At 72.3% G+C, this 15,725-nt stretch carries 19 protein-coding genes; 8 read left to right on the top strand and 11 right to left on the bottom strand.

What is annotated here, in order from left to right:
• Positions 1-9 precede the first annotated feature (9 nt).
• Entirely contained in the window at positions 10-195 is a 186-nt protein-coding gene (locus tag ACILRH_RS12395; RefSeq protein ID WP_395693700.1) for a hypothetical protein, read from the bottom strand.
• Between the two features lie 135 nt (positions 196-330).
• Here ACILRH_RS12395 and ACILRH_RS12390 point away from each other — a divergent pair, with 135 nt between their 5' ends.
• From ACILRH_RS12390 to ACILRH_RS12380, 3 genes are all read left to right on the top strand, one after another.
• Positions 331-906: a TetR/AcrR family transcriptional regulator gene (locus ACILRH_RS12390; RefSeq protein ID WP_395693699.1), complete on the top strand. Its 576-nt coding sequence runs from the start codon at positions 331-333 to the stop codon at positions 904-906.
• 100 nt (positions 907-1,006) lie between these two features.
• Complete coding sequence (locus ACILRH_RS12385; protein ID WP_395693697.1) at positions 1,007-2,221, top strand: acetyl-CoA C-acetyltransferase; 1,215 nt, start codon at positions 1,007-1,009, stop codon at positions 2,219-2,221.
• A 29-nt stretch (positions 2,222-2,250) separates the two neighbouring features.
• Positions 2,251-2,766: a MarR family winged helix-turn-helix transcriptional regulator gene (locus tag ACILRH_RS12380; RefSeq protein ID WP_395693695.1), complete on the top strand. Its 516-nt coding sequence runs from the start codon at positions 2,251-2,253 to the stop codon at positions 2,764-2,766.
• Positions 2,767-2,861: 95 nt separating this feature from the next.
• On the opposite strand, the gene ettA is transcribed toward ACILRH_RS12380, so the two are convergent.
• The 5 genes from ettA to ACILRH_RS12355 form a co-directional block, all read right to left on the bottom strand.
• A complete protein-coding gene (gene ettA / locus ACILRH_RS12375; protein WP_395693693.1) occupies positions 2,862-4,544 on the bottom strand; it encodes an energy-dependent translational throttle protein EttA in 1,683 nt (560 codons plus the stop codon).
• 102 nt (positions 4,545-4,646) lie between these two features.
• Entirely contained in the window at positions 4,647-5,045 is a 399-nt protein-coding gene (gene ssb, locus ACILRH_RS12370) for a single-stranded DNA-binding protein (RefSeq protein WP_395693691.1), read from the bottom strand.
• A 151-nt stretch (positions 5,046-5,196) separates the two neighbouring features.
• Positions 5,197-6,843: a GTPase gene (locus ACILRH_RS12365; protein WP_395693689.1), complete on the bottom strand. Its 1,647-nt coding sequence runs from the start codon at positions 6,841-6,843 to the stop codon at positions 5,197-5,199.
• Between the two features lie 33 nt (positions 6,844-6,876).
• Positions 6,877-8,601, bottom strand: coding sequence for a dynamin family protein (locus ACILRH_RS12360; RefSeq protein WP_395693688.1), 1,725 nt, complete (start codon positions 8,599-8,601; stop codon positions 6,877-6,879).
• A complete protein-coding gene (locus ACILRH_RS12355; RefSeq protein ID WP_395693686.1) occupies positions 8,598-9,731 on the bottom strand; it encodes a PrsW family intramembrane metalloprotease in 1,134 nt (377 codons plus the stop codon). The genes ACILRH_RS12360 and ACILRH_RS12355 overlap by 4 nt, the downstream gene beginning before the upstream one ends.
• 59 nt (positions 9,732-9,790) lie before the next feature.
• Between ACILRH_RS12355 and ACILRH_RS12350 the strand changes: the two genes are divergently transcribed.
• Entirely contained in the window at positions 9,791-11,176 is a 1,386-nt protein-coding gene (locus ACILRH_RS12350) for an aminopeptidase P family protein (protein WP_395693684.1), read from the top strand.
• 40 nt (positions 11,177-11,216) lie between these two features.
• Here the strand turns inward: ACILRH_RS12350 and ACILRH_RS12345 are convergent, their stop codons facing one another.
• Both ACILRH_RS12345 and ACILRH_RS12340 read right to left on the bottom strand, forming a co-directional pair.
• Positions 11,217-11,711: a hypothetical protein gene (locus ACILRH_RS12345; protein WP_395693682.1), complete on the bottom strand. Its 495-nt coding sequence runs from the start codon at positions 11,709-11,711 to the stop codon at positions 11,217-11,219.
• On the bottom strand, positions 11,704-12,192 hold the full coding sequence (locus ACILRH_RS12340) for a DUF1269 domain-containing protein (RefSeq protein WP_395693680.1): 489 nt from the start codon (positions 12,190-12,192) through the stop codon (positions 11,704-11,706). Before ACILRH_RS12340 ends, ACILRH_RS12345 begins: the two co-directional genes overlap by 8 nt.
• Before the next feature lie 162 nt (positions 12,193-12,354).
• Between ACILRH_RS12340 and ACILRH_RS12335 the strand changes: the two genes are divergently transcribed.
• The gene (locus tag ACILRH_RS12335) at positions 12,355-12,792 is read left to right on the top strand and encodes a DUF6325 family protein (protein ID WP_395693679.1); all 438 of its coding nucleotides are present in this window, start codon (positions 12,355-12,357) and stop codon (positions 12,790-12,792) included.
• Positions 12,793-12,794: 2 nt separating this feature from the next.
• Positions 12,795-13,097 (top strand): SHOCT domain-containing protein, encoded by a 303-nt coding sequence (locus ACILRH_RS12330; RefSeq protein WP_395693678.1) that lies wholly within the window; start codon positions 12,795-12,797, stop codon positions 13,095-13,097.
• Positions 13,098-13,172: 75 nt separating this feature from the next.
• Here the strand turns inward: ACILRH_RS12330 and ACILRH_RS12325 are convergent, their stop codons facing one another.
• The 3 genes from ACILRH_RS12325 to ACILRH_RS12315 form a co-directional block, all read right to left on the bottom strand.
• Positions 13,173-13,574 (bottom strand): SHOCT domain-containing protein, encoded by a 402-nt coding sequence (locus ACILRH_RS12325; protein WP_395693676.1) that lies wholly within the window; start codon positions 13,572-13,574, stop codon positions 13,173-13,175.
• 86 nt (positions 13,575-13,660) lie between these two features.
• Positions 13,661-14,140 carry a lecithin retinol acyltransferase family protein gene (locus tag ACILRH_RS12320; protein ID WP_395693675.1) on the bottom strand — a complete coding sequence of 160 codons (480 nt, stop codon included), beginning with the start codon at positions 14,138-14,140 and terminating at the stop codon, positions 13,661-13,663.
• Between the two features lie 70 nt (positions 14,141-14,210).
• The gene (locus ACILRH_RS12315; protein WP_395693673.1) at positions 14,211-14,696 is read right to left on the bottom strand and encodes a GtrA family protein; all 486 of its coding nucleotides are present in this window, start codon (positions 14,694-14,696) and stop codon (positions 14,211-14,213) included.
• A 197-nt stretch (positions 14,697-14,893) separates the two neighbouring features.
• On the opposite strand from ACILRH_RS12315, the gene ACILRH_RS12310 reads away from it, so the two are divergent.
• Entirely contained in the window at positions 14,894-15,070 is a 177-nt protein-coding gene (locus ACILRH_RS12310) for a hypothetical protein (RefSeq protein ID WP_395693672.1), read from the top strand.
• Positions 15,067-15,711 carry a hemerythrin domain-containing protein gene (locus ACILRH_RS12305; RefSeq protein ID WP_395693671.1) on the top strand — a complete coding sequence of 215 codons (645 nt, stop codon included), beginning with the start codon at positions 15,067-15,069 and terminating at the stop codon, positions 15,709-15,711. The genes ACILRH_RS12310 and ACILRH_RS12305 overlap by 4 nt, the downstream gene beginning before the upstream one ends.
• The last annotated feature ends 14 nt before the right edge of the window (positions 15,712-15,725 follow it).

Genomic DNA, 15,725 nt, shown 5'->3' with positions numbered 1-15,725 from the left:
GTCGGGCGATCAGTGGCTGACGACGACGCGGCGGTAGTACGCCGGGATCGACTCGTGCCGGGCGACGCGCTGCTTGCGGTTGACGACGAGCGTCTGGGTCAGCGCGGTGAGCGCGACGACGGCGACGACGGCCATGACGACCAGGAGGGCGACGGCGAGCGGGTACAGGGTCGAGAGACCGGTGAAGTACTCCATGGGACGATCCTTTCTACAAATGTAGTATCTACGTATGTAGAAGGTACCCGATCGTTCCCGCGGTTCAAACGGAGCGGGGTAGTGTCACCGCTCACAGGCCGCCCGGATCCGGCCGGGCCCGCACGAGAGGTCCGCATGTCCGAGAGCCCGCGCCGCCGCCAGCTGCTCGACGCGGCTCAGGCGGTGATCGCGGACGGCGGCCTGAAGGGCCTCACCCACCGCGCCGTGGACCGGCGGGCCGGGCTGCCGGAGGGCAGCTGCTCGGCCTACCTGCGCACCCGGCACGCCCTCCAGGCGGCGCTGGCCGAGCACGTGTCCGGCCAGCTGCTGGCCGACGTCGACGAGCTGGCCGACCGGTTGCTGCACTCCGACGAGCCGCACGGCTTCGACGCCGCCCTGGGGCTGCTGCTGCGCTGGCTGGACCAGCGCGACCTGCTGGTGGCCCGGCTCGAGCTCACCATGGCGGCGACCCGCGACCCCGGGCTCGCCCAGGTGCTCGCGACCCACCGGGCCCGGCTCGTCACCATCGTCGAGGGGATCATGACCACGCTCGGCAAGGAGCACGGTGCCGCGCGCGCCGAGGCGCTGGTGGCGTCGTACGACGGTCTGCTGCTGACGGCCCTGCTCAAGCCCGAGGACGAGCGGACCGCGTTCCTGGCCGAGTCGCTCCAGCTGCTCGGGAGCACGATGGCCGGCGCCCCGGTGACGTGACGTACGCCTCGTCTTCCTGACCAGGACCCGGGTCTACCCTGGGCGCTCTACTGTGGGCGCGGCAGTCGCCGCCCGCACGTCCTCGTCGAACGGAGTCCCCATGCCCGAGGCAGTCATCGTCAGCGCCGCCCGCACGCCGATCGGTCGGGCCAACAAGGGCTCGATGACCGAGTTCCGGCCAGACGACCTGACGGCGTTCATCGTCAAGACGGCGCTGGACAAGATCCCGGAGCTCGACCCGACGACGATCGACGACCACTACCTCGGCTGCGGCCTGCCCGGCGGCGAGTCCGGCAACAACATGGCGCGCGTCGTCAACGTGCTCAACGGGCTCGACGACGTCCCCGGGGCGACGATCACCCGCTACTGCTCCTCCTCGGTCCAGACCACCCGGATGGCGTTCCACGCGATCAAGGCCGGCGAGGGCGACGTGTTCATCTCCTCGGGCGTGGAGACGGTGTCGCGGTTCATGAAGGGCACCTCCGACCACTGGCCCGACACCAAGAACCCGGTCTTCGCCGACGCCGAGGCCCGCACCGCGAAGACCGCCGAGGGCGGCGTCGACTGGCACGACCCGCGGCAGGACGGCGACGTGCCCGACGTCTACATCGCGATGGGCCAGACCGCCGAGAACGTCGCCCGTCTGCGCGGGCTGTCGCGCCAGGAGCTCGACGAGTTCGGTGTCCGCTCGCAGAACCTCGCCGAGAAGGCGATCAACGACGGCTTCTGGGCCCGCGAGATCACCCCGGTGACCACGCCGAGCGGCACCGTCGTCTCCGCCGACGACGGCCCCCGCGCCGGCGTCACCTACGACGGGATCAAGGACCTCAAGCCGGTCTTCCGTCCCGACGGCGTCGTCACCGCCGGGAACTGCTGTGCGCTGAACGACGGCGCCGCGGCGGTCGTGATCATGTCCGACACGAAGGCCGCCGAGCTCGGCCTCAAGCCGCTGGCGCGGATCGTGTCGACCGGCGTCTCCGGTCTCTCCCCCGAGATCATGGGACTCGGTCCGGTCGAGGCGACCAAGCGGGCGCTGGCCCACGCCGGGATGAGCATCGGCGACATCGACCTGGTCGAGATCAACGAGGCGTTCGCCGCCCAGGTCGTGCCGTCCTACCAGGACCTCGGCATCGACCTGGACCGCCTGAACGTCAACGGCGGCGCGATCGCGGTCGGCCACCCCTTCGGCATGACCGGCGCCCGGCTGCAGAACACCATGCTCAACTCGCTGGAGTGGCACGACAAGTCCACCGGGCTGATCACGATGTGCGTGGGTGGCGGCCAGGGCATGGCACTCATCCTGGAGCGGCTCTGACCGGGCCGCGTGCGACCTAGACTGCCGGTGTGACGGACGACGGGGACTCGGGGACGACCTGGCTCGACGAGGACGAGCAACGCTCCTGGCGCGCGCTCGTGATGGGCATGACCCTCCTCCTCGACCGCCTCGACGACGACCTGCACCGGGTGTGCGACCTGTCGATGGTCGAGTACGAGATCCTGGTGCGGCTCTCCGAGCGCGAGGGCCGGCAGATGCGGATGGCACAGCTCGCTGCCGCACTCGCCCACAGCCGCAGCCGCGTCACGCACACGATCGGCCGGATGGAGCGCGCGGGACTGGTGAGCCGGTCGTCGTCCCCGGAGGACGGGCGCGGTGTCATCGCGTCGATGACCGACAAGGGCTGGGACCTGCTGGTGCGCACCGCACCGGTCCACGTCACGGGGGTGCGCGACAACCTCGTCGACCTGGTGAGCAAGGAGGACTTCCAGGCGGTCGGCCGCGTCATGAACGCCGTCGCCGACCACCTGGTCGCCGCGCACCCCGAGATGGAGATCAGGGACGCTCCCGCCAATCGCCGCTGAGTCGGGCCCGGTTCCCGTTGAGTGGGGCCGAGTTCCCGCTCTCGGGGAACCAGGCCCGACTCACGGGCGAATCAGGCCCCACTCGACGGCGTAGATCAGTCGCGGGTCAGGCGGCGATGGGTGACCCGGTGGGGGCGGGCCGCCTCCTGGCCGAGGCGCTCGATCTTGTTCTCCTCGTAGGCGGCGAAGTTGCCCTCGAACCAGAACCACTTGCCGCCGTCCTCGTCGTCGCCCTCCCAGGCGAGGATGTGGGTGGCGACGCGGTCCAGGAACCACCGGTCGTGCGAGGTGACCACGGCACATCCGGGGAAGTCGAGGATCGCGTCCTCCAGGGACGACAGGGTCTCGACGTCAAGGTCGTTGGTGGGCTCGTCGAGCAGCAGCACGTTGCCGCCCATCTTCAGGGTCAGCGCCAGGTTGAGCCGGTTGCGCTCGCCACCCGAGAGCACCCCCGCCTTCTTCTGCTGGTCCGGGCCCTTGAAGCCGAACGAGGCGACGTAGGCGCGCGAGTTCATCTCGAAGTTCGCGACCTTGATGAAGTCCAGGCCGTCGGAGACGACCTCCCAGACGTTCTTGTTCGGGTCGATGCCGCCGCGGCTCTGGTCGACGTACGACAGCTTGACCGTGCTGCCGACCTTCAGCTCGCCGGCGTCGGGAGCCTCGGTGCCGGTGATCATCCGGAAGAGCGTGGTCTTGCCGACGCCGTTGGGGCCGATCACGCCGACGATGCCTGCCCGCGGCAGCGAGAACGACAGGTCGTGCATGAGGACCCGACCCTCGAAGCCCTTGGTCAGTCCCTTCGCCTCGAGCACGACGTCACCCAGGCGCGGTCCGGCCGGGATGTTGATCTCGGAGGTGTCGATCTTGCGCATCCGGTCGGCCTCGGCCGCCATCTCCTCGTAGCGGGCGAGGCGGGAGCGGCTCTTGGTCTGGCGCGCCTTGGCGTTCGAGCGCACCCACTCGAGCTCCTTCTCCAGCATCTTGGCGCGCTTGGCGTCCTTCTGCCCCTCGATCTTGAGGCGCTCCTTCTTGGTCTCGAGGTAGGTCGAGTAGTTGCCCTCGTAGGGGTGGGTGCGACCCCGGTCGAGCTCGAGGATCCACTCCGCGACGTTGTCGAGGAAGTAGCGGTCGTGGGTGACCGCGAGGACGGCGCCCGGGTAGGACTTCAGGTGACCCTCGAGCCACTGGACGGACTCGGCGTCGAGGTGGTTGGTGGGCTCGTCGAGCAGCAGCAGGTCGGGCTGCTGCAGGAGCAGCTTGCACAGCGCCACCCGGCGGCGCTCGCCACCGGAGAGGTTGTCGACCAGGGCGTCCGGCGGCGGGCAGCGCAGCGCGTCCATGGCCTGGTCGAGGCGGCTGTCGAGGTCCCAGGCGCTGGCGTGGTCGAGCTCGGTCTGGAGGTTGCCCGCCTCCTCGTTCAGCTTGTCGAGGTCGGCGTCGGGGTCGCCCATCGACATGTACAGCTCGTCGAGCCGGGCCATCTTGGCCTTGAGCTCGCCGACCGCCTCCTCGACGTTCTCCTGCACCGTCTTGCCCTCGGTGAGCGGCGGCTCCTGCTGGAGCATGCCGACCGTCGCGTCGGGGTCGAGGATCGCGTCGCCGTTGTTGGCGTGGTCGAGCCCCGCCATGATCTTGAGCAACGAGGACTTGCCGGTGCCGTTGGGCCCGACGACGCCGATCTTCGCCCCGTGCAGGAACGACAGCGTCACGTTGTCGAGGACGACCTTGTCACCGTGGGCCTTGCGCACGTTGCGCAGGGTGAACACATACTCCGCCATGATCACCGAGCCTAGTTGGCGCACCCCCGGAGCACCGAGCCGGGGACCACGGTCGGTGACCGGCCGGGCCGCCGACCGGTCGCCCGCCGGGCGGCCGGGCGGTCAGGCGGCGGGCGCCTCGGCACCGGCCGAGGGCTCGGACCGCGGCGTCCGGGTGAACTGGCTGGTCCCGCGACTCAGGTCGTGACCGACCGCCGTGGCGTCGATCTCGAACGCCTCGACCTCGATGTTCTGGCTGTTGACGTAGCGCCGCAGGTCCAGGCGCCCCTGCACGAGGACCGGGTCACCGCGGCGCAGCGACCGGGCCACGTTGTCGGCCAGCCCGCGCCAGCAGGTCACGGTGTACCACTGCGTCGCGCCGTCCGACCAGGTCTCGGTGCGGCGGCTGAACCGGCGCGGGGTGCACGCGAGCCGGAAGCTCGCGACCGGCGCGTCACCGGCCTTCCGCAGGTCGACGTCGCCGCCGAGCCAGCCGCGGACGGTGATGGTGCAGTCGTTCATCTGACGGTCTCCTCGCCTCGGTGGGCCCGGTGGGCCTCGATGGATGCTCCGAGGCTCGGTGAGGGCACCGACGACCGGCGGGGCCCCACGTCCCGCCTGTGGAGGGGCCGGCCGCAGGCTCTCCTTGTGGACGGAGTGCGGCCCGCCAGGATCAGGCGAGTGCCCGGGCGAGACCGGACCGCACGGCGTCGTACGCCGCCAGCTCGGCGTCGACCGGTGTCACGACCAGCTCGCGGGACACCTGGGACACGGCCTCGCGCAACCGCTGGTCGGCCCGGTCGGCACGCCGACGGGCGACACGACCGGCCAGCAACCGGCCGAGCAGGCCGAGCACGATCCCGAGCACGAGTCCACCGGCCAGCAGCACCACCGGGAGGGCCACGCCGGCGACCTGGAGGGCGTCGGACAGCGTGCCGGTGACCAGCAGGGCCACGGTCCACCCCGCCCCGGCGACGGCGGCGACCAGCAGCAGCCACTGGAGGACCCGCGCCAGCGACGCCCAGGCCGGGGTCCTCGTGCCGCCGACCTCGGTGGCGCCGAGCGCGGCGTCGAGCCGGTCGCCGAGCTCGTCGAGGCGCGAGACCGACGCGCGGTGGACGGAGTCGACCCAGGGCCGGGCGAGCCCGGTCGACACCTCGTCGGCCAGCGCGCGCACCTCGCCGTCGACCCGTTCGCGCTGCACCTGCGCCGCCTGCGGCAGGTCGCGGGTGCGCCCGCTGAGCCGGCGTCCCTCGGTCCCGAGGTCCAGCTGGAGTTTGCGGGCCGGGTCGCGCCGCAGACCCGAGGTCCAGGTCGCGGGGGGCCACCCGGTCGCCCGCTGCACGGCGGTCCGGGTCGAGCGCTCGACCGCCTCGACCACGACCGGGACCCCGGCCGCGGCGGCGAACGCGTCCTCCAGGGCGCGCGTGCGCTCCTCGGAGAGGGTCCCGGCCGGGCGGTCACCGCTGTGCTCGGACAGCTCGGCCGCCACCTCGTGCAGGTCGGCGTCGATGCGAGCGCGGGTGGACTGCTTCTCCCCCGCCCGCCGCGCGATCTCCTCGCGCAGCTCCTCGATGCCGGTGCCCTCGCGCGCGCTCACGGCGAGCACGGGCACCCGGTCGAGCCCGTCCGCATCGAGGAGGCGGCGCACGTCGGCCAGCATCGACTCCCGGCGCTCCTCGGGGACGGTGTCGATGTGGTTGAGGACGACCAGCATCACGTCCTGGTGCCCCACGGCAGGGGCGAGGTAGCGGTCGTGGATCGCGGCGTCGGCGTACTTCTGGGGGTCCAGCACCCAGACGATCACGTCGGCCAGCACGACCAGGCGGTCGACCTCGAGGTGGTGGGCCACCTCGGTCGAGTCGTGGTCGGGGAGGTCGAGCAGCACCACGCCGTCGAGCTCGGAGTGGGAGCTGCGTCGTCCCGAGTCGAGCATCGAGTCGCGGGTCGTCTGGTGCCGGGCCGGGATGCCGAGCCACTCGAGCAGCTCACCGGCGCCGTCGCGGCCCCACACGCAGGCGGAGGCCCACGAGGTCGTCGGACGGCGCACGCCCACCGCCGACAGCTCGAGACCGGTGAGCGCGTTGAACGTCGAGGACTTGCCCGACCCGGTCGCGCCCGCGATCGCGACCACGGTGTGGGTGGCCGAGAGGCGCAGCCTGCCGGTGGCCCGGTCCACGACCTGCTGCGCCCGGTCGACCACGGCGTCGTCCAGCCGGCCGCGGGCGGCCGTGGTCGCGGTCTCGAGGCCCTCGATGCGCGCACCGGTGTCGGTGCCGCGGGTGACCAGCTGGTGGGCCCCCTCGAGCGTGGACGTCATCTTCTCCCTCGGCACGGACGATGTGACCCCAGCCTAGTGGTTGTCCGTGGCCGTCCCGTCGGTCTCCCCCCGTGCCTGCTCGAACCGACGGTCGTCGACGCGACGCGCGGCGGCGCGCAGCTGCTCGGCCGAGTCCTCGGCCACGCCGAGCGCGGTCACCACGGCGGCGAACCGGGCCCGGTCCGCGTCCAGCAGACCCCCGACCCGGCGGTCGAGGGAGGCACCGGCCCGCTCGACGAGGTCGCCGACGGCCGCCGCGCCGAGCACCGCGTCCAGGAGGGTGCGCCCGGGCTGCGCGGCAGAGCGGTCGGCGGCGGTCCGGGTCAGGACCTGCACCATCAGCGCCACCCCGAGGCCCTGGGCCCCGTAGGTGAGCAGGTCGGCGTTCATCCGCCACTCGGCGACCGCGGCGCGCACCTGCTCGAGGACCTCCTGCTGCCAGGAGCGCACCTCGGCCTCGGCCCGCCGGCGGACGTCGGGCCCGGCCCGACCCAGCCGGTGGTCACCGGCCAGCAGCACCCGGCCGTCCTCCCGCTCCGACCACGCGGCGGCGGCAGCGTCGGCGGCGGACTCGGCCACGTCGAGCACGAGCGACTCGACGCCGGCCTCGATGGCCAGCGCGACCCGGTCGGCGGCCTGGGGCGTCCCCTTGACCGCGCTGAACACCCGGTCGCGGAGCCGGCCGACGCGCTGGTCGAGCCCGCGCAGCAGCTCCCCGCTCCCGATGAAGTCCTGCCAGCGCGCCAGCGCCTCACCCCGCAGCAGCGACCCGTCGCCGACCAGGCCGACCAGCCGGGCCGCCTGCTCGTCGTACGCCGCGTCGGCGCTCGCCCGGAGCGCGGCGGCGGCCGCCAGCTGCTCGCCCACAGCGTCCGCGACGGCGTGCGAGTGACGGGCCAGGGTGCGCACCGTGCCGTCGAGGGTCTGCCGCACGACGAGCTGCCGGGCGGCCGGGTCGGCGGCGAGCGACAGCAACCAACCACGGATGTCGGCGACCAGCTCGGCGGGGAGCAGGCCGTCCTCGGAGACCGGAGACTCGTCGACAGTGAACAGCGGCGAGTCCTTCAGGCCGCGGCTGGCCAGCATCCGGGCCAGGTGCGCCGAGACCGTCTGCACGGCGTCGGCGGGCGTCCGGTCCAGGACGACCGCGACCGCTGTGCCACGCTCGGCGGCCGTGCGCAGGTGCTCCCACGGCACCTGGTCGGAGTAGCGGGCCGCCGAGGTCACGAAGAGCCACAGGTCCGCCGCGGCCAACAGGTGTGCCGCCAGCTCCCGGTTGTGCTCCTCCACCGAGTCCACGTCCGGGGCATCGAGGATGGCCAGCCCCTCGGGCACCCGGTCGGACGCCACCAGCTGCAGCGAGCGCGGGTCGTCCGTGCCGTGGTCCACGCGCACCAGGTCGGGCAGCAGGCGGTCCTGGCCGAACCACTGCTCCTCGCCCGGGTGGTGGACCAGGACCGGGGAGCGGGTGGTCGGACGCAGCAGTCCGGACGCCGTGACCCGGCTGCCGACCAGGGAGTTGACCAGGGTCGACTTGCCGGCCCCGGTGGAGCCGCCGACCACGACCAGGAGCGGGGCGTCGAGGCTCATCTGGCGCGGGATCGCGTAGTCCTCGAGCTGGTCGATCATCTGCTGCCGGCTCGCCCGCAGGGCGTCGACGCCCGGCAGCTCGAGCGGGAGCCCCGCAGCCTGCAGCGCACCGCGGAGCTGCACCAGGGCGGTGATCATCCGGGTGTTCTGGTCGCTGGAGACGCTCATCGGGTCGGAACCACCTGTCCGGGGAAGGCGATCGACGGGCGGAGCGCGTCGATGCGCTGGAGGAATCGCTGGCCGCGGGCGGCGTAGTCGGGCGGCGGGGTGCCGCGCAGCAGACGGTAGTGGAGGAAGCCGAGCTCGACCGCAGCCTGCTGGTAGTCGCGCATGGCGCGCTCGGCGGTCCTGCCGCCGGTCTCGCGGGCGTAGAGGCGGGCGCGCCGCCGGGCCCCGAGGTCGACCACCCAGCCGATGTCGGTCGCGGGGATCAGCCCGCGATCGGCGGCGTCGGCCAGTGATGCCGCGAGCATCCGCCGCTCCGAGCTGCGCGACCACACCGCGAGGAGCAGCACCCCGACGAAGGCGGGCGCCATCAGCACCAGGTACGCCAACGCGAAGTTGTCGAACCCGTACACGGTGGAGGTGTTCCACAACGCGTGGGCGCCCACGGCGCACACGTACCCCGCCACCGGCCACAGGACACGGGCCCGGTGGGTGCGGGCGTTGACCGCGAGCCCGACGCCGATGCCGGTGAACGTCGTGAACATCGGGTGAGCGAACGGACCGATCACGCAGCGCACGAGGAAGGTGGAGGTGAGGGCGTGGGTGCCGCCCGGACCCGCCCCGTCGGTGCCGTTGTAGGCGGCCGCGAGGTAGAGGATGTTCTCGGTGAACGCGAACCCGATGCCGACCATGCCGGCGTAGACGATGCCGTCGAGCACCCCGTCGAGCTCGCCGCGGCGCCACCACAGGAGCATCAGGAGGAACAGGCCCTTGACCGCCTCCTCCGACACCGGGGCGACGATCTCGAGGCTCTCCCGGTCCGTGAAGGCCACCACGTAGCCGCCGAGGCCCTGGATGAGCAGCGCCAGCGTCGTGGCGACGAAGCACCCCCAGAGCAGTCCGGCCGCCAGCAGCGTCCGCGGCTCGGGCTCGTAGCGGTCCAGCCACAGGTAGCACGCGACCAGGGGGCCTACCGGCAGCGCGGCCAGGACGGTCGCCAGCAGGACGGTCCGCGGGGCGCCGGCGAAGGCCAGGACGGTGAGCATCAGCAGTGCGCCGAGGACCACCAGGACCGTCACCACGACCGTGAAGACCACCGACGAACCGGTGGTCCGATGGCGGCTCCCTGGCATGGCCCGCAGCCTATCGGTGGGCCCGGGCCGGGCCCCGGTCGCGGCGTAGAGTGGCCGGCGTGACCGAGCAGACCACGCCCGAGACCGGTTCCAGCACGGCAGCCCCCGCGACCGAGTCGCACGACCCGGCCGTGCCCGCGGCGTACGCCGCGTTCATGCGTGAGGGATGGGGCGACCGCGAGCTCGACCTGCCGGTGCAGCCGGTCGCCGAGCGCGCGGCCCAGCGGCGTGCCCGGCTCGCCGAGGCCTTCCCCGGCGATCGCCTCGTGCTGCCGGCCGGCGGGTTCAAGGTCCGGGCCTACGACACCGATTACCGCTTCCGCCCCGACACCGCCCACACCTACTTCTCCGGCAACCAGACCAGCGACGCCGTCCTGGTCGTCGACGACGGCGAGTCGGTCCTCTACGCCCGGCCGCGCTCGTCCCGCGACACCGACGAGTTCTTCCGCGACCGGCAGTACGGCGAGCTGTGGGTCGGCCGCCGGCCGTCCCTGAAGGAGATCTCGGACTCCCTCGGCATCGAGGTGCGCCACATCGAGGACCTCCCCTCGTTCGACGACGACCGCAAGACCCGCCACCTCGACACCGACGACGAACTGGCCCGGGTCGCGTCGGAGCTGCGGCTGGTCAAGGACGCCTGGGAGGTCGAGCAGCTGCGCGAGGCCTGCGACGTCACGACCCTCGGCTTCGAGGACTCCGTGCGGGAGTGGGACCGCGTCCTCGAGCACGGCGAGCGCTGGATCGAGGGCACGTTCTTCCGCCGGGCCCGGGCGATGGGCAACGACATCGGCTACGACTCGATCGTCGGCGGCGGCTCGCACGCCACGACCCTGCACTGGATCGACAACACCGGCCCGATCACGCCCGGCACGCTGGTGCTGCTCGACATGGGCGTGGAGAACCGCTCGCTCTACACCGCGGACGTCACCCGGACGCTGCCGGTCGACGGGACGTTCTCGCCCCTGCAGCGCGAGCTCTACGACATCGTGCACGCCGCCCAGCAGGCCGGCATCGACGCCGTCCGGCCGGGCGTCCCCTTCCGCGCCGCCCACAACGCGGCGATGGAGGTGCTCGCGCACGCGCTCGCCGACCTGGGCCTGCTGCCCGTCTCCGCCGAGGAGGCGCTCGACCCCGACAGCCGGGTCTATGCCCGCTGGACGCTGCACGGCACCAGCCACATGCTCGGCATGGACGTCCACGACTGCGGCATGGCCGCGCCGGCGGCGTACGCCGAGGGCACCCTCGCCGAGGGCATGGTGCTCACGGTCGAGCCGGGCCTGTACTTCCAGGAGGACGACCTCCTCGTCCCCGAGGAGCTGCGCGGGATCGGCATCCGGATCGAGGACGACCTCCTCGTGACCGCCACCGGGTCGGAGAACCTGTCGGCCGCCCTGCCCCGGACCTCGGCCGACGTCGAGGCGTGGATGGCCCAGCACCGCCGCTGACCGAGCACCACCACCGACCCGGCGGCGCGCGCCCGGTGGGCTAGTGGAGCCAGACCTTCAGCAGCACGACGAGGAGTCCGACCGCGAGACCGGCGACCGCACTCGCGATCCGGCCCCACAGGTCGAGGCCGCCGCGGGCGCCGGCGACGTAGCTGTAGACGCCGAGCAGCCCCACGGTCGCGAAGAGCGCGATCCAGGCCGCTGTGCGCAGCTCCGCCCCGAGCAGCTCGGCGCCCACGAGGATGACCAGGGGCACGACCGACGCCCCGGCGATCGGGGCGGTCTCGCGCAGCGCGTGCCGGAACGCCACGAGCGGGTGGTGCCGGTGGGTCATCGCGCTGCCGAGGGTCACCGCGTGGAGGTGGGCGATCCAGTAGACGAAGACCGTGCCCAGGATGGCGGCGCACAGGTCGCGGGTGGAGTCGATGTGGCCGGCGGCGTACGCGATGGCGGCCGCGCACACGACGGTGCCGGTGATGGCACCCTCGCCCCCGGTGATCAGCCCGAGCGGGTCCCGGGTGCGCGCGTCAGGCACTGCCGAACGTCTCCAGCAGCGTCTCCCGCTCGGCCTCGGTCAGGTTGGTGCTGATCAGCGTCGCGTCCCGCCCGTGGAACCGCTCGCCGAGCCGGTCCAGGTCGCCCTCGTCGGTGACGAGGAAGAGCGCCGACGTCCCCTCGGTCACCTCGGTGCGGATCCGTTCGAGGTCGGCCTCGGAGATGCCCACGCCGGACGTTGCCTTGGCCAGGGCACCGATGCCGGCGCCGAGCGCCAGCCCGGCGACGGGGATCATGAACAGCGCACCACCGAGGACCCCCCAGAGCGCTCCCCAGGCGGCGCCCTTCTTGGCGCTGCTGTGCTGGTGGTGCAGCTCGGGCTTCTCGGCTCCCTGCGGCCACGAGAGGGTGGCGTGGTCGAGGATCTTGACCAGCCCCTCGGACGCCGCGGCGGTGAGCTGGCCCTCCGCGTGCGCCGCCCCGTCGGCGGTCTCGAACTTCCACACGGTGAAGGTGGTCATCGGTGCCTCCTGCTCGTCCGGCGATCGGTCGAACGCTACTCCGAGCGGGACGGTGGCCAAGCCACCCGAATCGTGTGAGGCGCGCCCTCGACGGCGATGGAAGTGTCGACGCCGGACCGGCGGCCCGCCGGTCGTCACCACGGTCATCACGAGGGAGAGACCATGACCGAGACCAGCCCGGACGTCGGGCCTGTCGACTACCTCGTCGTCGAGTTCCCCGGCGCGAACTTCACCGGCGAGGCGCTCGCCGAGGTGGTGAGCCTCGTCGACCGCGGCATCGTCCGCATCCTCGACCTCCAGGTCGCGATGGTCGGGGAGAACGGGGAGTTCACCGCGATCGAGATCGCCGACTTCGACGGGGACGGCGCTCTCGACCTCGCTGTCTTCGAGGGCGTCCAGTCCGGCCTGCTCGACGAGGACGACCTCGCCGAGAGCGCCGCCCTGGTCGGACCGGGCGACGCCGTCGCCGTCTTGCTGTACGAGAACACCTGGGCGGGACCGTTCGTCTCCGCCCTGCGCCGCCAGGGCGCCGATGTCATCGCCAGCGGGCGCATCCCCGCCGACGAGGTCATCGAAGCCCTCGAATCGATGGAGGACTGACCATGCCCGGACTCGTTCGTGGCGTCGCGCGTACCGCTGTCATCGCCGGTACGGCGACCGCCGTCTCGAACCGCGTCTCCCGCCGTCAGGCCGGCCGCTGGGCCGAGCAGGAGCAGGCGCAGGCGTACCAGCAGCAGCAACAGCAGCCGCCGCCCCAGCAGTACGCGCCCCCGCCGCCGCCCCCGGCCGCTCCGGCCGAGGACGACATGATCGCCAAGCTCGAGCAGCTCGGCTCCCTGCACGACAAGGGGATCCTCACCGACGAGGAGTTCGCCGCGCAGAAGGCCAAGATCCTGAACGGCTGAGCCCAGCAGCACAGCAGGACGAGAAGAAGCCCGCCGGACCGAGGTCCGGCGGGCTTCCTCGTCTGCGACGAACGCTCAGGCGAGCAGCTTGGCCTTGGCGGCCTCGAACTCCTCCTGCGAGATCGCACCCTGCTGCTGCAGGTCGTGCAGACGGGCGATCTCCTCGGCAGCACTCGTGCTGCCGCTGGTCCCGGCCACGCTCTGCACGTACTCACGCATCTGGTCCTGCTGCTGCTGAGCAGCCTTCGCGGCGTGCTCGCTCATCTTGTGTCCCCGGGCGATCAGGTAGACCAGGACCCCGAGGTACGGGACCAGGATGACGAAGAACACCCAGATCGCCTTCGACCAGCCACCCAGGTCGTCACTGCGGAAGATGTCCGCGAAGACCGTGATCAGTAGCCAGATCCAGATGAAGAACAAGAAGAACCAAAGCATCGACAAGAAGACGTCTCCGTTGCCGAACTCCATGACGGTCATGATTCGCTAACCCTCCCGGTGCGAGTGTGTCTGGCGCGATTCTCACGGCCCCGGAGCGGGAGCACACCACCCGATTCGCGTGAGCCTCAGACCTCGGCGAGCCCGCCAGCGGCCCGGCGACGGCGGCGCAGCGGGGCGGTGGCGGCGTACGCGCCCACGCTGAGCCCGCCGACGAAGAAGACGTGCAGCCCGGCGGTCTGGGCGACGCCGACGGACGCGAACGCACCCGGGGCGGCCAACGCCCAGCGGCGCACCTGGCGGCTGCGCGAGGCGCCGGTGGAGGCCCACGTGGCCAGGTGCTCGCAGTTGTTGCGGACCAGGTGGTAGTCCTCCCACCCGAGCCGTGACTCGGCGTTCGCCATGATCGCGTCGACGGGCAGCCGCTGGCGGTAGGGCCGGACCTGGACGGGCGAGCCCTCGGCGAACGCGTCGATCGAGGTGCGCTCCACGCGTCGCACGGGTCCGCGCACGCGGACGAAGTGGATGACGGTGCCGTCACCGCAGTCGATGCCGTGGTGGGTGTAGCGGCGACCGCGGCGGACGAACACGTGGTCTCCGCGAGCCATCCCCCACTCCTTCCGCTTCGCCGCCCATCCTGCCGCATCCGGCGCGGGCGGGCGGCGGCGGGGCGGAGGGTCAGCCGGCCCGGCCGACCGGCTCCGGCTCGACGGCCTGGTCGAACACGAACCGCCGGAACACCCAGAACCGCAGGACGACGCTCAGACCGAGCCCGACGACGTTGGCCGAGACGTTGTCCGCCAGGGGGCTGCTGAGCCCGAGCACGTACCGGCTCACCCACAGGCACACCACCGGCACGAGCATGGTGAGCGCACCGAGGCCGAAGAACCGCAGCAGCCCCGTCGAGGGGTTGCTGACCTCGCGGTCGCGGAACGCCCACGCCCGCATGCCGGCGTACGCCAGGCAGCCGGCCAGCACGTTGACGAGCACGAACGCGGCGACCGGCTGGTCCCGCATCGGCGCGCTCCCGGTCCCGAGCCCGTGCACGAGCAGGTTGAACCCGACGAAGGAGACGAGGGTCGCCACCCCGCCGACTGTCAGGAACCGCAGCACCTCGCCCAGCAGCCTGCGCGTGCTGCGGGGGCGCCCCGAGGTCGTGCTCACACCTCGAGGCTACGTGCCGGCAGGGCGAGGGACCGCATCGGGGAGCCGGGCCACTCCGTGGCGGACAGCCGACGACAGCCGCCGTTCCGGGGCGGTCCGGTCGCGTCCAAGGCAGGTCCAAGTGAAGCCCAAGCCGCTGGTCGCACGCTGGTCCTACCCAACCGAACAACTGTAGGAATCGAGAAGAGGAAAGTCCCATGGAGTACTTCACCGGTCTGTCGACCATCTACCCGCTGGCCGTCGCCCTGCTCGTCGTGATGGCCGTCACCGCCGTCGTCGCGCTCACCGCCCTGACCCAGACGCTGGTCGCTCGGCGCGAGCAGCGCGTCACCCGACCTGAGCCCGTCCCGGCCCGTCAGGCGTGCGCGGCATGATCGACGTGAGCGGCATGATCATGGCCCACGACGCGTTCCGGTGGAGCCTGCTGCCCGCCGCCGACCTCGTGCGCGGGGTCGCGGACGGCGACACCCGCCGCGCGGCGCTCGTCGCCACGCACGTGGAGACGACCCTCGCGATCCTGGAGGGCCACCACACCAGCGAGGACACCCTGCTGTGGCCGCGCCTGCTGGAGCGGGTGCCCGAGGAGCTGGCGCCGGTCGTGCACCTGATGGAGAGCCAGCACGAGCAGATCCACGAGCACCTCGAGCAGACCCTCGCCCTCCTGCCGCGCTGGCGGCAGGGCGCCGCTGCCGGTGACCGCGAGCAGCTCGCCCTCGCCGTGGACGCGCTCGTCGCCTCGCTCGTCGAGCACATGGCGGCCGAGGAGGAGCACCTGCTGCCCCTGGCAGCGCGCTCGATGAGCGAGTCCGAGTGGGCCGAGCTCGGGGAGCGCGGGATCCGGAAGATCCCGTTCCGGTTCCTGCCGACCGCGTTCGGCATCATGCGGCACGTCGGCGACCCGGTCGTCGTCGCCACCGACCTCGCCAAGGCCCCGCTGCCGATCCGCACCTGGTTGCGGCTGACCGCCGACCGCGCCTTCACCCGCTACGCCGCCGAGCTGGGCATTGCGCAGTAGGTGTGGGACCGCGG

It is taken from the genome of Nocardioides sp., from assembly GCF_044226765.1.
GTDB lineage: Bacteria > Actinomycetota > Actinomycetes > Propionibacteriales > Nocardioidaceae > Nocardioides.
The sequence above is the reverse complement of the archived record's forward strand: the minus strand, read 5'-3'. Positions and strand labels throughout refer to the sequence as shown.